Here is a 15941-nt window from a genome sequence, read left to right on the forward strand (position 1 = left end):
TGATGAAATCAACGGAAAAGCAAGCGCCTGCATGCCGTGCACGGCGCTTTCTGCGCGATGGGCTTTTACGCGCGGTTATAACGCGCGCACCGCCGCCAGCACATCGTCCACGTGGTTGGGCACCTTCACACCCCGCCATTCCTTGCGCAGCACGCCCTTGCTGTCGATGAGGAATGTGCTGCGCTCGATGCCGCGCACGTCCTTGCCGTACATCTTCTTCATCTTGATCGTGTCGAAGATGTTGCAGACGGCTTCGTCGGCGTCAGAGATCAGCTCGAACGGCATCTCGAGTTTCGCCTTGAAGTTTTCGTGCGATTTCAGACTGTCGCGCGAGATGCCGAACACCACGGCGCCAGCCGCTTCAAACGCGTCGTACTGGTCGCGGAAGTTCATCGCCTCGGTGGTGCAGCCGGGCGTGTTGTCCTTCGGATAGAAATACAGCACGACGATCTTGCCGCGCTGCGATGCCGGCGAAAACGTGATGCCGCTGGTGGCTGGTGCGGAGAAATCGGGAAGAGGCTTGTCGATCGTGACGGGCATGGTGTGTTCCGGAAAACCTCGGGAAGAGACAGGAAGCTCGTGGACGAGCAATGCTGAGGCACTGCGCCAGCCGCCAAACCGGCGATCGGAAGGATCAGGCCGGCTGAACGATCAGGCTGCCGCTGCGGCCGGCAACTTCGCCCCACGTGACGGGTTGCACGGGCAGGGTACTGCGATCGAGCGTTGCGTAGTAATCGCCCATCGACCCAAGCCGATGGCCCTGTGCGCGCCAGCCTCGCAGCAACTCGCGGAAGATCGGGGCGAGTTTCTGCCCTTCAAGTTCCGCATGCAAGGTGAATACCTGGTCGCGGTCGGACTCGGTCATCTTCAAAATGTGCCGGGCGACGTTGTCGAGGGTGATGTCTTCCACGCCGATCAGCTCGTCGAGCGTGGGCAGCGTGGTCGGCAATTGCACGTGGTTCAGCGCCTTGCCGTCAACGCTCGGGATGTACGGATGCGTGCCCCGGCCGTCGGAGGCGTAGGCCATGCCCCAATTGTCGATCTGGCGGAAGGCGTGGTCGTTCATCTGCCAGCCGGCAGCGCCGTGCGTCACGGGGGGCTTGCCGAATACCTGGATGAAACGCGCGTGGGCGGCGGTCATTTGGCGGGCGGTCCAGCCGGCATCGCGCTGGCGCACGTTGTCTTGCCACAGCACGTGGTCCCACGTGTGGATGCCGGTCTCGAAACCTGCCTCGGCAATGCCCCGCATTTCGCCAGCGGCTTTGCGGCCGATGTCGGGGCCGGGCAGCAGCACGCCGTACATCAGCGTGCGAAGGCCGTAATGCTCGACGACTGACGTGCGGGAAACCTTTTTCAGGAAACCGGGGCGGAAGGCCCGGCGCAGCGCCCAGCCGGTGTGGTCCGGGCCGAGGCTGAAGAGGAAGGTCGCGCCCGCCTCGTGCTCGCGCAACATGCGCGCGAGGTTGGGCACGCCTTCGCGGGTGCCGCGCAGGGTGTCGACGTCGATCTTGAGAACGATGAGAGCCATGAACCTGCGCGGGGGTGTTGCCTTTACTTGTTGCCGTTGCCGTCTTCGACCAGGCTGCGGGCTTCAGCCACGTGCGTGCGATACGCTTCGAAGATGTTCGCCAGCGCGTCCTTCATCACCGTGGTCGGCTTCCAGCCGAGATCTTCCATGGTGTTGGCGATCTTCGGCACGCGGTTCTGCACGTCCTGGTAGCCGTTGCCGTAATAGGCGCCGGAGGTCGTTTCCACCAACTGGACCTGCTTGGCGGTGTCTTTGTATTCGTCGATCTGGGCGGCCTGTTCCAACATCATGTTGGCCAGTTCGCGCACCGAGTAGTTGTTCGACGGGTTGCCGATGTTGTAGATCTTGCCCGAGGCCACGCCGTTCTTGTTGGCGATGATGCGCACCAGTGCGTCGATGCCATCGTCGATATACGTGAACGCGCGTTTCTGGCTGCCGCCGTCGACGAGCTTGATGTTCTCGCCGCGCACGATGTGGCCGAGGAACTGCGTCACCACGCGCGACGAACCTTCCTTCGGGGTGTAGATCGAGTCGAGGCCCGGGCCGATCCAGTTGAACGGACGGAACAGCGTGAAGTTCAAGCCTTCCATGCCGTAACCCCAGATCACGCGGTCCATCAGCTGCTTGGAGCAGGCGTAGATCCAGCGTGGCTTGTTGATGGGGCCGTAGATCAGCGGCGAGGCTTCCGGATCGAACTCGGAATCGCTGCACATGCCGTAGACCTCGGAGGTCGACGGGAAGACGAGGTGCTTGCCGTACTTGGCAGCCGAGCGAACGATCGGCAGGTTGGCTTCAAAATCCAGCTCGAACACGCGCAGCGGGTCTTTGACGTAGGTTGACGGCGTGGCGATGGCCACCAGCGGCAGGATCACGTCGCACTTCTTCACGTGATACTCGACCCACTCCTTGTTGATGGTGATGTCACCCTCGAAGAAATGCATGCGGGGGTGGTTGACCAGGTCGCCCAGACGCTCGGTCTGCATGTCCATGCCGTAGACCTCCCAGTCGGTGGTCTCCAGGATGCGCTTGGACAGGTGGTGGCCGATGAAGCCGTTGACGCCGAGGATCAGTACTTTTTTCATGAAGGCAAACTCAAGATCAGGAGAGGGCGAGCTGGCTGGCGAGCTGCTGCGCGGTCACGACAGACGTTCCGCTGGCAGCTTGGGGCTCGACGCGCCAGAGCTCGTGAATGGCGATGGCTCCCCCATCGCCGCACACGCCGAACATCGCATTATCCACGACGTGCAAGCCCGGCGGCAAATTCGTAAAGTTTTGATGCGCCAGGCGGGCCCGCGCCACAATGTAGCGTTCGCTGCCGGCGTCCGTAAAGGCACCGGGGTAGGGCGGCGCCACGGCACGGATCAGGTTATAGACCTGCTGGGTCGGCTGGGACCAGTCGATGCGGCCGTCTTCGGGCTTGCGGCCGCCGAAGTAGCTGCCGTTGGCCAGTACGTTCGGGTGCTGCGGGATTTGCCCGGCAATCATGGCGGGAAGTGCGCGCCACAGCGTTTGCTCGGCCGCCACGGTGGCCTTTTCAAATACTTCGTGGGCGGTGTCATCCGGCAGGATCGGCACGATGGTCTGGTCGACGATGTAGCCGGCATCCGGCTTTTCGACCATTTCATGCAGGGTGGCGCCGGTTTCGGTCTCGCCGTGCAGCACCGCCCAGTTGATGGGCACGCGGCCGCGGTACTTGGGCAGCAGGGAACCGTGCATGTTGAACGCGCCAAATTTGGCGAGGCTCAACAGGCGCATCGGGATCATATGCCGGTAATAGAACGAAAAGATGAAGTCCGGCGCAATGGCGCCGATGCGCGCTTGCAGGTCTTCGCCGTTTGCGTTGTCCGGCGTGATGTAGGGGATGCCCAGCTCCTGGGCCGTGGCGCGCACGCTGCCGAACCAGATGTTTTCAGCAGCGTTGTCCTCATGCGTCACGACGAGTTCGACCTGAATGCCGCGCGCGGCCAGCACGCGCAGGCAACGTACACCGACGTTGTGATACGCGAAAACGACGGCGCGCCGTTTGGTGTCAGAAGTCATGCGACACCTCGCTGCGTGCCCGCCTTCAGGTCGGCGGCACCGGCTTCATGCAGGTGCGAGGTTTCTTCCAGCACGCCCTGCACCAGATAGCGCGGGCGCTCGCGCACTTGTTGATAAATCCGGCCGATGTATTCGCCGAGCAAGCCGATACCGAACAGCAGTACGCCCATCAGGAAGAACGTGATGGCGAACAGCGTGAACACGCCCTGGACTTCCGCGCCCAGGACGAAGCGGCGTATCACCAGCAGAATGAACAGGACTGCCGAGGCGAACGAGAGCAGCATCCCGATCGCCGAGAACCACTGCAGCGGCACCACCGAGAAGCCCGTCACCAGATCGAAATTCAGGCGTACGAGCTTGTACAGCGAGTACTTCGACTCGCCCGCGAAGCGCTCTTCGTGGTCGACTTCGATTTCGGTGGGGTTCTTGCTGAAGGTGTAGGCCAGCGCCGGGATGAAGGTGTTGACTTCGCGGCAGCGGTTGATGGTGTCGACGATGGTCCGGCTGTAGGCGCGCAGCATGCAGCCCTGGTCGGTCATCTTGATGTGCGTGATGCGCTCGCGAAGCGAGTTCATTGCGCGCGACGCGGTGCGGCGGAACCAGCTGTCCTGGCGCACGCGGCGGATGGTGCCGACGTAGTCGTAGCCTTCGTCGAGCTTTTCGACCAGGCGGCCGATTTCTTCCGGTGGGTTCTGCAAGTCGGCATCGAGCGTGACGACGCGTTCGCCGCGCGCATGTTCGAAGCCGGCCAGGATGGCCATGTGCTGGCCGTAGTTGCCGTTGAACAGCACGACGCGCGTGCTGTCCGGGCGCGCGCGGAACTGTTCGGCCAGCATGGCGGCGGAGCGGTCGCGGCTGCCGTCGTTGACGAACACGACCTCATACGAGATGCCGAGCGCGTCGAGTGCGGGATACAAACGCGCAAACAGCGCGGCGAGCCCGTCTTCTTCGTTGTAAACAGGAATGACGACCGAGAGAGCGGGTGTCTTCATTATTGGATTATTGGTACTGGGCGCAAAGTTGGTGGACCGCGCTGACCACGCGATCCACGTCGGAATCTTCCATGCCGGCAAACATCGGCAGCGTCACGATGGCACGGCCGATGCGCTCGGCCACCGGGAACATGCCCGGCTTCCAGCCGAGTTCGCGATAGAGCTTGAACAGGTGAATGGGCGGGTAGTGCACGCCCGCGCCGATGCCCAGCGTCTTCAGGCCGGCCATGAAGCCGGCGCGATCGACCTTCAGGCGGTCCAGCGGCAGCACGATCTGGAACATGTGCCAGTTCGTATTCGTAAAGTTCTCCACCGGCAGTTCGACACCGAACGACTCGATGTCGGCCGCGCGCATGCCGGCAAAGTAGCGGCGGGCCAGCGCAGCGCGTCGGGCAGTGACGGCTTCCAGCTGAGCGAATTGCCCCAGGCCGATCGCCGCATTCACGTCGGTCAGGTTGAACTTGCCGCCCACCAGATCGACTTCCATGCCGTCAAAGCCGGTGCGCACGACGCCCTGCAGGCGATACTTTTCGGCCAGCACGGCTTCTTCGGGCGTGTTGAGCACCAGCGCGCCGCCTTCGATGGTCGTGATGTTCTTGTTGGCCTGGAAACTGAAGCTGACCAGGTCTCCGATCTCGCCGATGCGCTTGTCGCCCCAGCGCGAACCAATGGCCTGTGCGGCGTCTTCCACCACGCGCAGTTTGTGGCGGCGGGCGATGTCGTACAGACGGTCCATATCGACGGGCAGCCCCGACAGATAGACCGGAATGATCGCCTTGGTGCGCGGCGTGATGGCGGCCTCGACCTTGTCCAGGTCGATGTTGCGCGTCACGGGGTCGATGTCGACGAAAACAGGCTTGGCGCCGACCGTCAGCACCACGTTGGAGGTGGCGACCCACGAGATCGGCGTGGTGATCACTTCATCGCCGGGGCCGATGCCCGCGATGCGCAGCGCGACTTCCATCGTGGCCGTGCCGTTGGCGAATGTGCGGACGATACGGCCGCCGAAGTATTCCGACAGCGCGGCTTCGAATGCGGCGACCTTGGGCCCCGAGGTGATCCAGCCCGAGCGCAGCACCTCGGCCACGGCAGCGATGGTCGCTTCGTCAATGGTCGGACGCACGAAGGGCAGGAAGGGAAGCTCGGCAGTGGCGGTGGTTTGCGTCATGACTTGAATGAGGTTGGAGGCTGGGTGTGGGCGGATCGGCTCACGAACGAGCCAGCACAAGGACGCCGACGAGAATGATCGCGATGCCGATCAGGCGCTGCACCGTCAGCACTTCGCCAAACAGATACCACGCCAGGAAGGCGTTGACCACGTAGCCCAGCGACAGCATCGGATACGCGATGGTCACATCCACGCGCGACAGCCCGAGAATCCACACCACCACCGAGATGACGTAGCACGACAGACCGCCAATGATGGGCCACTGCGTTGCAAGCTTGATGCCGATCGGCAGGATGTTGTCGGCCGAAAACGCGAAGCGGCCGATGTTGTTGACGCCTGCCTTGAGCAGCAGCTGGGCGCAGGCATTGAGCATGACGCCCGTCAGGATCAGCCCGAAAGTGACCAGATTCATGTGTTCTTTTGATGTTTTGCAGACTGCGGCGGTTTCCCCGTATGAACGTTCTCAATCCCGCCGCCGGGGCGCATGTTACGACAATTCCGCTTGCGCGCCCCTTTCGAGAATCCGTGGCGGTAAAACCTAGTTGCGCCGGACGATCACGCGGCGGGCATCGCGGGCGATCACGATCATCGGTACGCCTTGGGCCGTCAGTCGATCATAGGTCCCCGGCCCCATCATGGCGACGGCCTGGCCGCCGGCTTTCCAGCGCGCTACGAACCCTTCGGTGGTCGGTACCCACTTGGACGGCTCCTGCTCCACGCCGAAAGCCAATTCGTCGGGTTCCTGCACCATGATGGTGGGCCTGCCGAGGTAAAACGGCATTGTATGGTCCAGACGCTCCACCGCATAGAACGGCACGTCGGGCTTGAGCCACGGCCGGACGGCAGGCACGAGATCGATACCCGACATCGAGCGCCCGAAGGCTTCGTGGCCGAGCATCGCAGCTGTAAACGTCAGGAACCACGCGCACGCGAACGCGACCACGCTCTCGAAGCGCCGGCCCGCCAAGCGAATGGCGAGCCACGTGAACGCAGCTCCCGCCGCAAATGCCACGGCTAGGAATACCGCAAAGCGGGAAAACACTGCATTCGGGTACATGCCGGACGACATCGTCGCCACGTAACCGCTGGCTGCGAGGCCGACCAGCGCAAGCGCCAGGAAGGCCTTGAGTTGCCAGCGCCACGCGCGCTCGCTGGTTTGCTCCAGTACCAGGGACGCCAGAATCGCGAGCGCTGGAATGATCGGGAAGATGTAACCCGGCAGCTTCGAGTCGGAAATGCTGAAAAACGCGAAGATCAGAACGGCCCACAGGCCGAGCACCAGCGTGGGGCGGAAGCCGTTGCTGGCGGTTTCGGCACGCGCCATGGTCAGCCGTGCGGCGCCGGGCAATTGCGCTAGCCAAGGCAGGAAACCGGCCACCAACAGCGGCACGAAATACCAGAGCGGGGCATTGCGGTTGTGCACGGTCGACGTGAAGCGCTGGAAATGCTCGTGCACGAAGAAGAACCAAGCGAATTCCGGGTTGCGCAAGGAGATCAACACGAACCACGGCGCGCCCACGGCAAAGAAGATGATCAGCCCCGTCACGAGATGCAGGCGCTTCCAGAGCGCCCAGTCGCGCGCGACCAACGTGTAGACCACCAGCACAAAGCCGGGTAGCACCACGCCGATCAGGCCCTTGCTCAATACCGCCAGGGCCATCGACGCCCAGCAGGCCCACATCCAGCCGCGCTGCTGCGCGCGCGTCGCATCCGGATGTTGCGCCAGCAACAGCGAGCCCAGCGCCATCGTCATGCAGCCGGCCACCCCCATGTCGAGCGAGTTGAAGTGCGAGCCGACGTTCCACAGAGGCGCACTCACCAGCACCAGGCCGCTGATGACGGCCGTCCGCCTGCCCCACCAGCGCGCCGCCGCCAGCATCGTGAAAACAATGCCGACGATGCCTGAAAGCGCGGTGAACAGTCGCGCCTGCCAGTCGCCAATGCCGAACAGCGTATAGGCGAGCGCGGTGCCCCACATCTGCAGCGGCGGCTTTTCGAAGTACTTCAGGGCGTTGTAACGGATGGTCACCCAGTCGCCGGAGACGAACATCTCGCGCGCAATTTCGGCGTAGCGGCCTTCGTCGGTGGGGATCAGGTGCCGGTAGCCCAGCGTACCGAGCCAGACGGCCAGGAACGCAGCAGCCAGCAGCCAAAGAGAAGCGTTGCGCCAGGGGAGGGTGGGCGCTTGAGCGGTGCGGTCGATCGGCATGCGGTCAGGCGCGCTCGATCAGCAGGGCGGCGGCCACCTTGCGGCCTTCCAGCATCAGAATGTTGTATGTGCGGCCGGCGGCCTGCAGGTCCATGGCGTCCACGCCGATGCGCTTCTCGGTGAGCGGCACCGTCAGCCGCGGGTGCGGGAAGCGCAGCTTGTTGCCTGTCCCGAAGATCACCACTTCAGCGCCCAGTTCAAGCAGGCGGGAGAAATGTTCGGGCGTCAGGTCTTCAAAGCGCGCAAGGTCCCACGGCACCACGGCGCCCTCCGGCATCACCAGCACGGAGTGCTCGTAGCGCACCTTGTTGATTTCGATATACCCGTCGCCATAGCCGGTGACGGTATTGAGGATGATCGACGAATCGGATGAATGGAGCTTCAAGGCGGGAATCCCATCGGGCGCGGTGCCTGCGGCGCATGCGGCGGCGCGCTGGCAGAGGCGCTAGGTTTCAGACGTCCGGGCGGGTTTCGCTGCGTTGCAAAAATGCCCGCCTAAGTCTGTCATAATGGGCTAAATTATATCTTTTTCTCTCCTTCGCCCGCCGCGCCATAAGCGATGCCCGGCAAGGAATAAGCGCAGCGGTGCCTGCCGCTGTGTGGCGTTACCGTCGCCGCTGTGCTGTGCCACAGAATGCCCGTAGTTCAAGCCCGTTCAACGTCGCCCATCGCCGCCTTGCCCGTGAAAACGATCCAGAAATCCGCCAAGCTCAACAACGTCTGCTATGACATTCGCGGCCCCGTGCTCGAAAAGGCCAAGCAGATGGAAGAAGACGGCCACAAGATCATCAAGCTGAATATCGGCAACCTCGCCCCATTCGGTTTCGATGCCCCGGAAGAGATCCAGCTGGACATGATCCGTAACCTGCCGAATTCGGCCGGCTACTCGGATTCCAAAGGCATCTTCGCGGCGCGCAAGGCGGTGATGCACTACACGCAGGAACAGGGCATCAAGAACGTCACGCTGGACGACATCTATCTGGGCAATGGCGCGTCCGAGCTGATTTCGCTGGCCACCAACGCGCTGCTCGACGCAGGCGACGAGCTGCTGCTGCCGGCTCCCGACTACCCGCTGTGGACCGCCGTGACGAGCCTTTCGGGCGGCACGCCGGTGCACTACACCTGCGACGAGGCCAACGGCTGGATGCCCGACCTGGACGACATCCGCGCGAAGATCACGCCCAACACCAAGGGCATCGTCGTCATCAACCCGAACAACCCGACCGGCGCGCTGTATTCGGACGAACTGCTGCTCGGCATCGTTGCCATTGCGCGCGAGCACGGCCTGGTGATCTTCGCTGACGAGGTGTACGACAAGGTCTTGTTCGACGACAACAAGCACACGGCGATCGGTTCGCTGTCGGAAGACGTGCTCACCGTGACGTTCAACAGCCTGTCGAAGAGCTACCGCTCGTGCGGTTACCGCGCAGGCTGGATGGTCGTGTCTGGCGACAAGCGCCCGGCCAAGGATTACATCGAAGGCCTGAACATGCTGTCGTCGATGCGCCTGTGCGCCAACGTGCCGGGCCAATGGGCGATCCAGACTGCGCTGGGCGGTTACCAGAGCATCAAAGACCTGGTGGCGCCGGGCGGCCGCATGCGCCGTCAGCGTGACCTGGCGCACGAACTGATCACCGCCATCCCCGGCGTGACCTGCGTGAAGCCCAAGGCTGCGCTGTATATGTTCCCGCGCCTGGACCCGGCCGTGTACCCGATCGAAGACGACCAGACCTTCATCCGCCAGCTGCTGGAAGAAGAGCGTGTTCTGCTGGTGCAGGGCACGGGCTTCAACTGGCACTCGCCGGATCACTTCCGCATCGTCTTCCTGCCACACGAAGACGACCTTCGTGAAGCGATCGGCCGAATTTCGCGCTTCCTGGAGCGGTACCGTCAACGTCACGGTACTGGCATCCGGGCCGCATAACATCGGTCTTCCGCCAGATCAGTAATTGCGGGGCAGACCGAGGTGTCTGCCCTGTGTGTTTTTTGCCTCTCCGCTTTTTCGTTTTTCTACGACACGTCTCATGAATCCCATCAAGATCGGCCTGCTCGGGCTCGGTACCGTCGGTGGCGGTACCCTCAAGGTTCTGCAACGGAACCAGGAAGAAATCCGCCGTCGCGCGGGTCGCGGCATTGAAGTCGCCATGATTGCCGTGCGCAATCTCGACCGCGCGCGCGCCATCGTGCAGGAAGCCGGTGCGACCGTGCCGGTGGTGAACGACCCGTTTGCGATTGTGGATTCGCCCGAGATCGACATCGTCGTGGAGCTGATCGGCGGCTATGACCTGACGCGCGAGCTGGTGCTGCGCGCCATCGCCAATGGCAAGCACGTTGTCACCGCCAACAAGGCGCTGCTGGCCGTGCATGGCAACGAGATCTTCAAGGCCGCGCAGGACAAGGGCGTGATGGTGGCGTTCGAAGCCGCCGTGGCCGGGGGCATCCCCATCATCAAGGCACTGCGCGAAGGCCTGACGGCCAACCGCATCGAATGGATCGCCGGCATCATCAACGGCACCACGAACTTCATCCTGACCGAGATGCGCGACAAGGGTCTGGATTTCGATACCGTGCTCAAGGAAGCCCAGCGCCTGGGCTACGCCGAGGCCGATCCGACCTTCGACATCGAGGGCTTTGACGCCGCGCACAAGCTGACGCTCATGAGCGCCATCGCGTTTGGCGTGCCGGTGCAGTTCGAGCGCGCATACGTGGAAGGCATCACCAAGCTCGAAGCCGTCGACATCCGCTACGCCGAAGAACTCGGCTACCGCATCAAGCTGCTGGGCATCACGCGCCGTGCCGAGGCCGGCATCGAGCTGCGCGTGCATCCGACGCTGGTGCCGGCCAAGCGCCTGATCGCCAACGTGGAAGGCGCGATGAACGCAGTGGTCGTCAACGGCGATGCCGTGGGCCCGACGCTGTACTACGGCAAGGGCGCCGGCGCCGAGCCGACTGCTTCGGCCGTCGTCGCCGATCTGGTGGACGTGACGCGCCTGCACACGGCGGACCCGGAACACCGCGTGCCGCATCTGGCGTTTCAGCCGGACGCGCTGTCCGATACGCCGGTGCTGCCGATCGACGAAGTGCGTTCGAGCTACTACCTGCGTATGCGCGTGGCGGATGAAACCGGCGTGCTGGCCGACATCACGCGCATCCTGGCCGAGGGCGGCATCTCGATCGATGCCATGCTGCAGAAGGAATCGCGCGAAGGCGAGCCGCAGACCGACATCATCATGCTGTCGCATGTGACGGTGGAGAAACGCGTGAACGCCGCCATCGCCGCCATCGAAGCGCTGCCGACCGTGCTGTCGAAGGTCACGCGCATCCGCATGGAAGAACTGAACTAAGCGCAGGACACGAGCATGCAATACCGATCGACCCGCGGCCACGCAGAGCCGCAAAGTTTCTCCCGCATCCTGCTGGGCGGCCTGGCGCCGGACGGCGGCCTGTACCTGCCCGAGCAATATCCGCAAGTCAGCGCTGAAGAGCTGACCCGCTGGCGCGACCTGCCGTACGCCGACCTCGCGTTTGAAATCCTGCGCAAGTTCGCCACCGACATTCCCGAAGACGACCTGCGCGCACTGACCCGCCGCACCTACACGCCCGAGGTCTACTGCAACGCACGCGCCGGCGACAACACCGCCGACATCACCCCCCTGCACAAGCTGGGCGAGGAGGGCGGCACGTCGCTGTCGCTGCTGTGCCTGTCGAACGGCCCGACGCTGGCCTTCAAGGACATGGCGATGCAGTTGCTGGGCAACCTGTTCGAATACGCGCTCGACCGTGAGCATGCCGAGCTGAACATCCTCGGCGCCACCTCCGGCGACACGGGCAGCGCAGCCGAATACGCCATGCGCGGCAAGCGCGGCGTGCGCGTGTTCATGCTGAGCCCGCATCGCAAGATGAGCGCGTTCCAGACCGCGCAGATGTTCAGCCTGCAAGACAAGAACATCTTCAACATCGCCATCGAAGGCGTGTTCGACGACGCGCAGGACATCGTCAAGGCGGTGTCGAACGATCTCGACTACAAGGCCCGCCAGAAGATCGGCACGGTCAACTCGATCAACTGGGCACGCGTCGTTGCACAGGTCGTCTACTACTTCAAGGGCTACCTGCTGGCCGCCGCGAAGATTGGCGACAAGGTGTCGTTCTGCGTGCCGTCGGGCAACTTCGGCAATGTTTGCGCCGGCCACATCGCGCGCATGATGGGTTTGCCCATCGACAAGCTCGTCGTGGCTACCAACGAGAACGACGTGCTCGACGAGTTCTTCCGCACCGGCACGTACCGTGTACGTTCGGCCGCGCAGACGTACCACACCTCCAGCCCCAGCATGGACATCAGCAAGGCGTCGAACTTTGAGCGCTTCGTGTTCGATCTGCTGGATCGCGATCCGGCGCGCCTCGCGCAGCTCTTCCGCGACGTGGACGAAAAGGGTGGGTTCTCGCTGACGGGCAAGCCGGAGTTCGAGCGCATCGCCGAGTTTGGCTTTGTCTCGGGCCGCAGCTCGCACGAAGACCGCGTCGATACGATCCGCGATGTGTTTGCCACCTACGGCACGATGATCGACACCCATACCGCCGACGGCGTGAAGGTGGCGCGCGAGAACCTGACGCCAGGCGTCCCGATGGTGGTGCTGGAGACGGCGCTGCCGGCCAAGTTTGGCGACACCATTCGCGAAGCGCTGGACCGCGAGCCGGAGCGCCCGGCTGGCTACGCCGATATCGAATCGCTGCCGCAGCGCTTCGAAGTCATGCCGGCAGACGCCGACCGCATCAAGGTCTACATCGCCCAGCACACCGGTCTCTAAAGCGATGGAAGCAGTGCCGGATGACGTCGCCGGAGCAGCGTTCGAGCGCTGCCTGCACGACATCCGCGCCTGCCGCGAGTGCCAGGGCGCATTGGCACACGAGCCTCGCCCGGTGGTCGTCGCGGACCGCCGCGCCCGCGTCCTGATCATCGGGCAGGCGCCGGGCCGCATCGTCCACGAGACCGGCATCCCCTGGAACGACCGCTCGGGCGACCGCCTGCGCCAGTGGCTACAGTTTTCGTACGACGATTTCTACGCCGACCGGCGCATCGCCGTGGTGCCGATGGGTTTCTGCTTTCCGGGCACCGGCGCGAACGGCGATTTGCCGCCCCGCCCGGAATGCGCGCCCAAATGGCACCGGCCGCTGCTGACGGCAATGCCCGATGTGCGGCTTGCCCTGCTGGTGGGCACCTATGCCCAGCGCAACTACCTCGACGTGCCGCGCGACTGGTCCTTGACCGACGTCGTGCGCAACGGGCCCGTGCACGACGCGGACGGCCGCGTGCTGTTCCCGCTGCCGCATCCGAGCCCTCGCAACCTGGCCTGGTTCAAACACAACCCGTGGTTCGACGCGCACATCGTGCCGGCGCTGCGGGCGGCGCTGGCCGACGCATTCGCTTGATACGCCTGGGCTGATGCATGGCATCGGCCTGGAACCGATACAATCGAAATCTCCTTTTCGATTCCGCTTTCCCATTCCCGCATGTCCGCCAACGATGCTCCCGCCGTCAAACCGTCCTTGCTGACGCTCGATGCGGCGCTGTCGCAACTGCTTGCCGCAGTGCGCGCTTTGCACGAGACCGAAACCGTGTCGACGTTGCATGCCAACGGGCGTGTGCTCGCTGAGGCTGTGCGCAGCACCCTGAATGTGCCGCCCGCCGACAACACGCAGATGGACGGATACGCCGTGCGCGCCGCCGACATCACTGCGCCGGGCACGCGCCTGAAGGTGGCGCAGCGCATTCCTGCCGGCCATGTCGGCCAGCCGCTGAATGCGGGCGAGGCGGCGCGTATCTTTACCGGCGCGCTCATCCCGCCGGGCGCCGATGCGGTCGTCATGCAGGAGCAATGCAAGGCTGACCCGGACACGGGCACCGTCGTCATCGACCACGTGCCGGAATCCGGCGAATGGATCCGCCGCGCCGGCGAAGACATCGCTGACGGCGCCGAAATCCTGCCGCGCGGCACGCGCCTCGGCCCGCAGCAACTTGGCTTGGCAGCTTCGGTCGGCTGCGCCAATCTGCACGTCGTGCGCCGTCCGCGCGTGGCCGTGTTCTTTACCGGCGACGAACTTGCCATGCCCGGCGAGCCGCTCAAGCCCGGCGCCATCTACAACTCCAACCGCTTCACGCTGCGCGCGCTGCTGGAAAACCTCGGTTGCGACATCACCGATTTCGGCATCGTGCCCGACACGCTACAAGCCACGCGCGACACGCTGCGCGAAGCGGCCGAGGCGCACGACCTCATCATCACCTCCGGCGGCGTGTCGGTGGGAGAGGAAGACCACATCAGACCGGCGGTGGAAGCCGAAGGGCGCCTGAACCTCTGGCAAATCGCCATCAAGCCGGGCAAGCCGCTGGCCTTTGGCGAGGTGCGCCGCCCCGAAGGCATGGTGGGCGGCCCGACCGCTTTTTTCATTGGCCTGCCGGGCAACCCGGTGTCGAGCTTCGTCACCTTCCTGCTGTTCGTGCGGCCGTTCATCCTGCGCCTGCAGGGTGTGGCCGACGTGGCCCCGAAGCGCATCCCGATGCGCGCCGACTTTGCGCTGCCCAAGGGCGATCGCCGCAACGAGTTCCTGCGTGCGCGCATCAACGCGGGCGGCGGGCTGGACCTCTTCCCGAATCAAAGCTCGGGCGTGCTGACCTCCACCGTGTGGGGCGATGGCCTGATCGACAACCCGCCCAATCAGCCGATTGCACCGGGCGATGTCGTCAGCTTCCTGCCGTTTGCAGGCCTGGTGTAAGGAGCGATGACCGTGCAGATTGAGCTTCGTTTCTTTGCCAGCGTGCGTGAACAGCTGGGGACCTCGCAGGAGCAGGTGGTTGTGCCGGAAGGGGTGCGCACCGTGGGTGATGTGCGCCGCTGGCTCGCGCAGCGCGGCCCGGTCTGGGGCGAAACGCTGGCCGAAGGCCGTGCGCTGCGCATGGCGGTCGACCACCAAATCGTGCCGGCCGATACCGCCGTGCACGACGGCTGTGAAGTCGCTTTCTTCCCGCCCGTGACCGGCGGCTGAGCGCAGGAGACCAAACATGTCCGTCCGCGTGCAGGAAGCCGACTTCGACCTCGGCGCCGAGATTGCCGCGCTGCGTGCCGGCCGCCCGAACATTGGCGCGGTGGCCAGCTTCATCGGCACCGTGCGCGACATCAACGACGGCACCGGCGTGTCGGAGATGGAGCTGGAGCACTATCCCGGCATGACCGAAAAGGCGCTCGCCGACATCGTCAGCGCGGCCATGCAGCGCTGGGAGCTGATCGACGCGTTGGTCATCCACCGCGTTGGCAAGCTGAAGCCGCAAGACCAGATCGTGCTGGTGGCGGTGGCGTCCAAGCATCGCGGCGAGTCCTTTGCCGCGTGCGAATTCATCATGGATTACCTCAAGAGCGAGGCGCCGTTCTGGAAGAAGGAACAGACGCCCGAAGGCGCGCGCTGGGTCGATGCGCGTGTCACTGACGACAAGGCGCTCGCCCGCTGGGGCATTGCCACCTCCAACGCCGCGACACGCACGGCTGATCAGCCCGGCGCATCGGCGCAACCCAACGACTACGAATAACAAGGACGCGACCGCATGAGCGGAATGGGCTTTCTGGCAGTTGGGGTGGGTGCTGCGCTGGGAGCCTGGTTGCGCTGGGCGCTCGCCGTCTTGTTGAACGCCATCAATCCGGCCTTGCCGTACGGCACGCTGGCAGCCAATCTGGTGGGGGGCTACCTCATCGGCGTCGCGGTGGGTGTTTTCGACACGCACGCGGGGTTGCCGCCGGAATGGCGTTTGCTGGTCATCACCGGTTTTCTGGGCGGGCTGACGACGTTCTCGACGTTTTCCAGCGAGGTTGTTGCCAACATCCTGGCCGGCGACCACCTGATGGGCGCGCTGCACATCGTGGCGCATCTGGGCGGCTCGCTGTTCCTCACGATGCTCGGTCTCTGGACTGTGCGCACCTTCAGTTGATCGCAAGCCCCGCCTGCAAATCGAGTTGCGAA

17 protein-coding genes are annotated in these 15941 nt (G+C 64.1%); 8 read left to right on the forward strand and 9 right to left on the reverse strand.

Annotated features, from left to right (window positions below):
• Positions 1-75: 75 nt before the first annotated feature.
• The 9 genes from R2669_RS19200 to R2669_RS19240 form a co-directional block, all read right to left on the reverse strand.
• Positions 76-540, reverse strand: a complete 465-nt coding sequence (locus tag R2669_RS19200; protein ID WP_009238321.1) for a peroxiredoxin — start codon at positions 538-540, stop codon at positions 76-78.
• Positions 541-634: 94 nt separating this feature from the next.
• On the reverse strand, positions 635-1528 hold the full coding sequence (locus R2669_RS19205; protein ID WP_316887895.1) for a 4-deoxy-4-formamido-L-arabinose-phosphoundecaprenol deformylase: 894 nt from the start codon (positions 1526-1528) through the stop codon (positions 635-637).
• Positions 1529-1551: 23 nt separating this feature from the next.
• The gene (locus tag R2669_RS19210; RefSeq protein WP_316875996.1) at positions 1552-2610 is read right to left on the reverse strand and encodes a bifunctional UDP-4-keto-pentose/UDP-xylose synthase; all 1059 of its coding nucleotides are present in this window, start codon (positions 2608-2610) and stop codon (positions 1552-1554) included.
• Between the two features lie 16 nt (positions 2611-2626).
• On the reverse strand, positions 2627-3568 hold the full coding sequence (locus R2669_RS19215; RefSeq protein WP_316901737.1) for a formyltransferase: 942 nt from the start codon (positions 3566-3568) through the stop codon (positions 2627-2629).
• Positions 3565-4560, reverse strand: a complete 996-nt coding sequence (locus tag R2669_RS19220; RefSeq protein WP_316887892.1) for a glycosyltransferase — start codon at positions 4558-4560, stop codon at positions 3565-3567. The genes R2669_RS19215 and R2669_RS19220 overlap by 4 nt, the downstream gene beginning before the upstream one ends.
• Before the next feature lie 7 nt (positions 4561-4567).
• Positions 4568-5728, reverse strand: a complete 1161-nt coding sequence (locus tag R2669_RS19225) for a DegT/DnrJ/EryC1/StrS family aminotransferase (RefSeq protein WP_316887890.1) — start codon at positions 5726-5728, stop codon at positions 4568-4570.
• Between the two features lie 40 nt (positions 5729-5768).
• On the reverse strand, positions 5769-6140 hold the full coding sequence (locus R2669_RS19230) for an SMR family transporter (RefSeq protein ID WP_012761830.1): 372 nt from the start codon (positions 6138-6140) through the stop codon (positions 5769-5771).
• A gap of 126 nt (positions 6141-6266) precedes the next feature.
• Positions 6267-7937, reverse strand: a complete 1671-nt coding sequence (locus R2669_RS19235; protein ID WP_316901738.1) for a glycosyltransferase family 39 protein — start codon at positions 7935-7937, stop codon at positions 6267-6269.
• A 4-nt stretch (positions 7938-7941) separates the two neighbouring features.
• On the reverse strand, positions 7942-8322 hold the full coding sequence (locus tag R2669_RS19240) for an Mth938-like domain-containing protein (protein WP_316901739.1): 381 nt from the start codon (positions 8320-8322) through the stop codon (positions 7942-7944).
• 297 nt (positions 8323-8619) lie between these two features.
• Between R2669_RS19240 and R2669_RS19245 the strand changes: the two genes are divergently transcribed.
• From R2669_RS19245 to crcB, 8 genes are all read left to right on the forward strand, one after another.
• Positions 8620-9861 (forward strand): pyridoxal phosphate-dependent aminotransferase, encoded by a 1242-nt coding sequence (locus tag R2669_RS19245; RefSeq protein ID WP_004626525.1) that lies wholly within the window; start codon positions 8620-8622, stop codon positions 9859-9861.
• A gap of 100 nt (positions 9862-9961) precedes the next feature.
• Positions 9962-11281, forward strand: coding sequence for a homoserine dehydrogenase (locus R2669_RS19250; protein WP_316901740.1), 1320 nt, complete (start codon positions 9962-9964; stop codon positions 11279-11281).
• A 15-nt stretch (positions 11282-11296) separates the two neighbouring features.
• On the forward strand, positions 11297-12742 hold the full coding sequence (gene thrC, locus R2669_RS19255; RefSeq protein ID WP_316901741.1) for a threonine synthase: 1446 nt from the start codon (positions 11297-11299) through the stop codon (positions 12740-12742).
• Between the two features lie 4 nt (positions 12743-12746).
• The gene (locus tag R2669_RS19260) at positions 12747-13364 is read left to right on the forward strand and encodes a uracil-DNA glycosylase family protein (RefSeq protein ID WP_147213565.1); all 618 of its coding nucleotides are present in this window, start codon (positions 12747-12749) and stop codon (positions 13362-13364) included.
• Positions 13365-13445: 81 nt separating this feature from the next.
• Positions 13446-14705 carry a molybdopterin molybdotransferase MoeA gene (locus R2669_RS19265; protein WP_147213566.1) on the forward strand — a complete coding sequence of 420 codons (1260 nt, stop codon included), beginning with the start codon at positions 13446-13448 and terminating at the stop codon, positions 14703-14705.
• A 12-nt stretch (positions 14706-14717) separates the two neighbouring features.
• Positions 14718-14975, forward strand: a complete 258-nt coding sequence (gene moaD, locus R2669_RS19270; RefSeq protein ID WP_316901742.1) for a molybdopterin converting factor subunit 1 — start codon at positions 14718-14720, stop codon at positions 14973-14975.
• Positions 14976-14991: 16 nt separating this feature from the next.
• Complete coding sequence (locus tag R2669_RS19275; RefSeq protein ID WP_147213567.1) at positions 14992-15513, forward strand: molybdenum cofactor biosynthesis protein MoaE; 522 nt, start codon at positions 14992-14994, stop codon at positions 15511-15513.
• A 15-nt stretch (positions 15514-15528) separates the two neighbouring features.
• Positions 15529-15909, forward strand: a complete 381-nt coding sequence (crcB, locus tag R2669_RS19280) for a fluoride efflux transporter CrcB (protein ID WP_147213568.1) — start codon at positions 15529-15531, stop codon at positions 15907-15909.
• Positions 15910-15941 lie beyond the last annotated feature (32 nt).

Source organism: Ralstonia edaphi, assembly GCF_958350185.1.
GTDB classification, from domain to species: Bacteria; Pseudomonadota; Gammaproteobacteria; order Burkholderiales; family Burkholderiaceae; genus Ralstonia; species Ralstonia edaphi.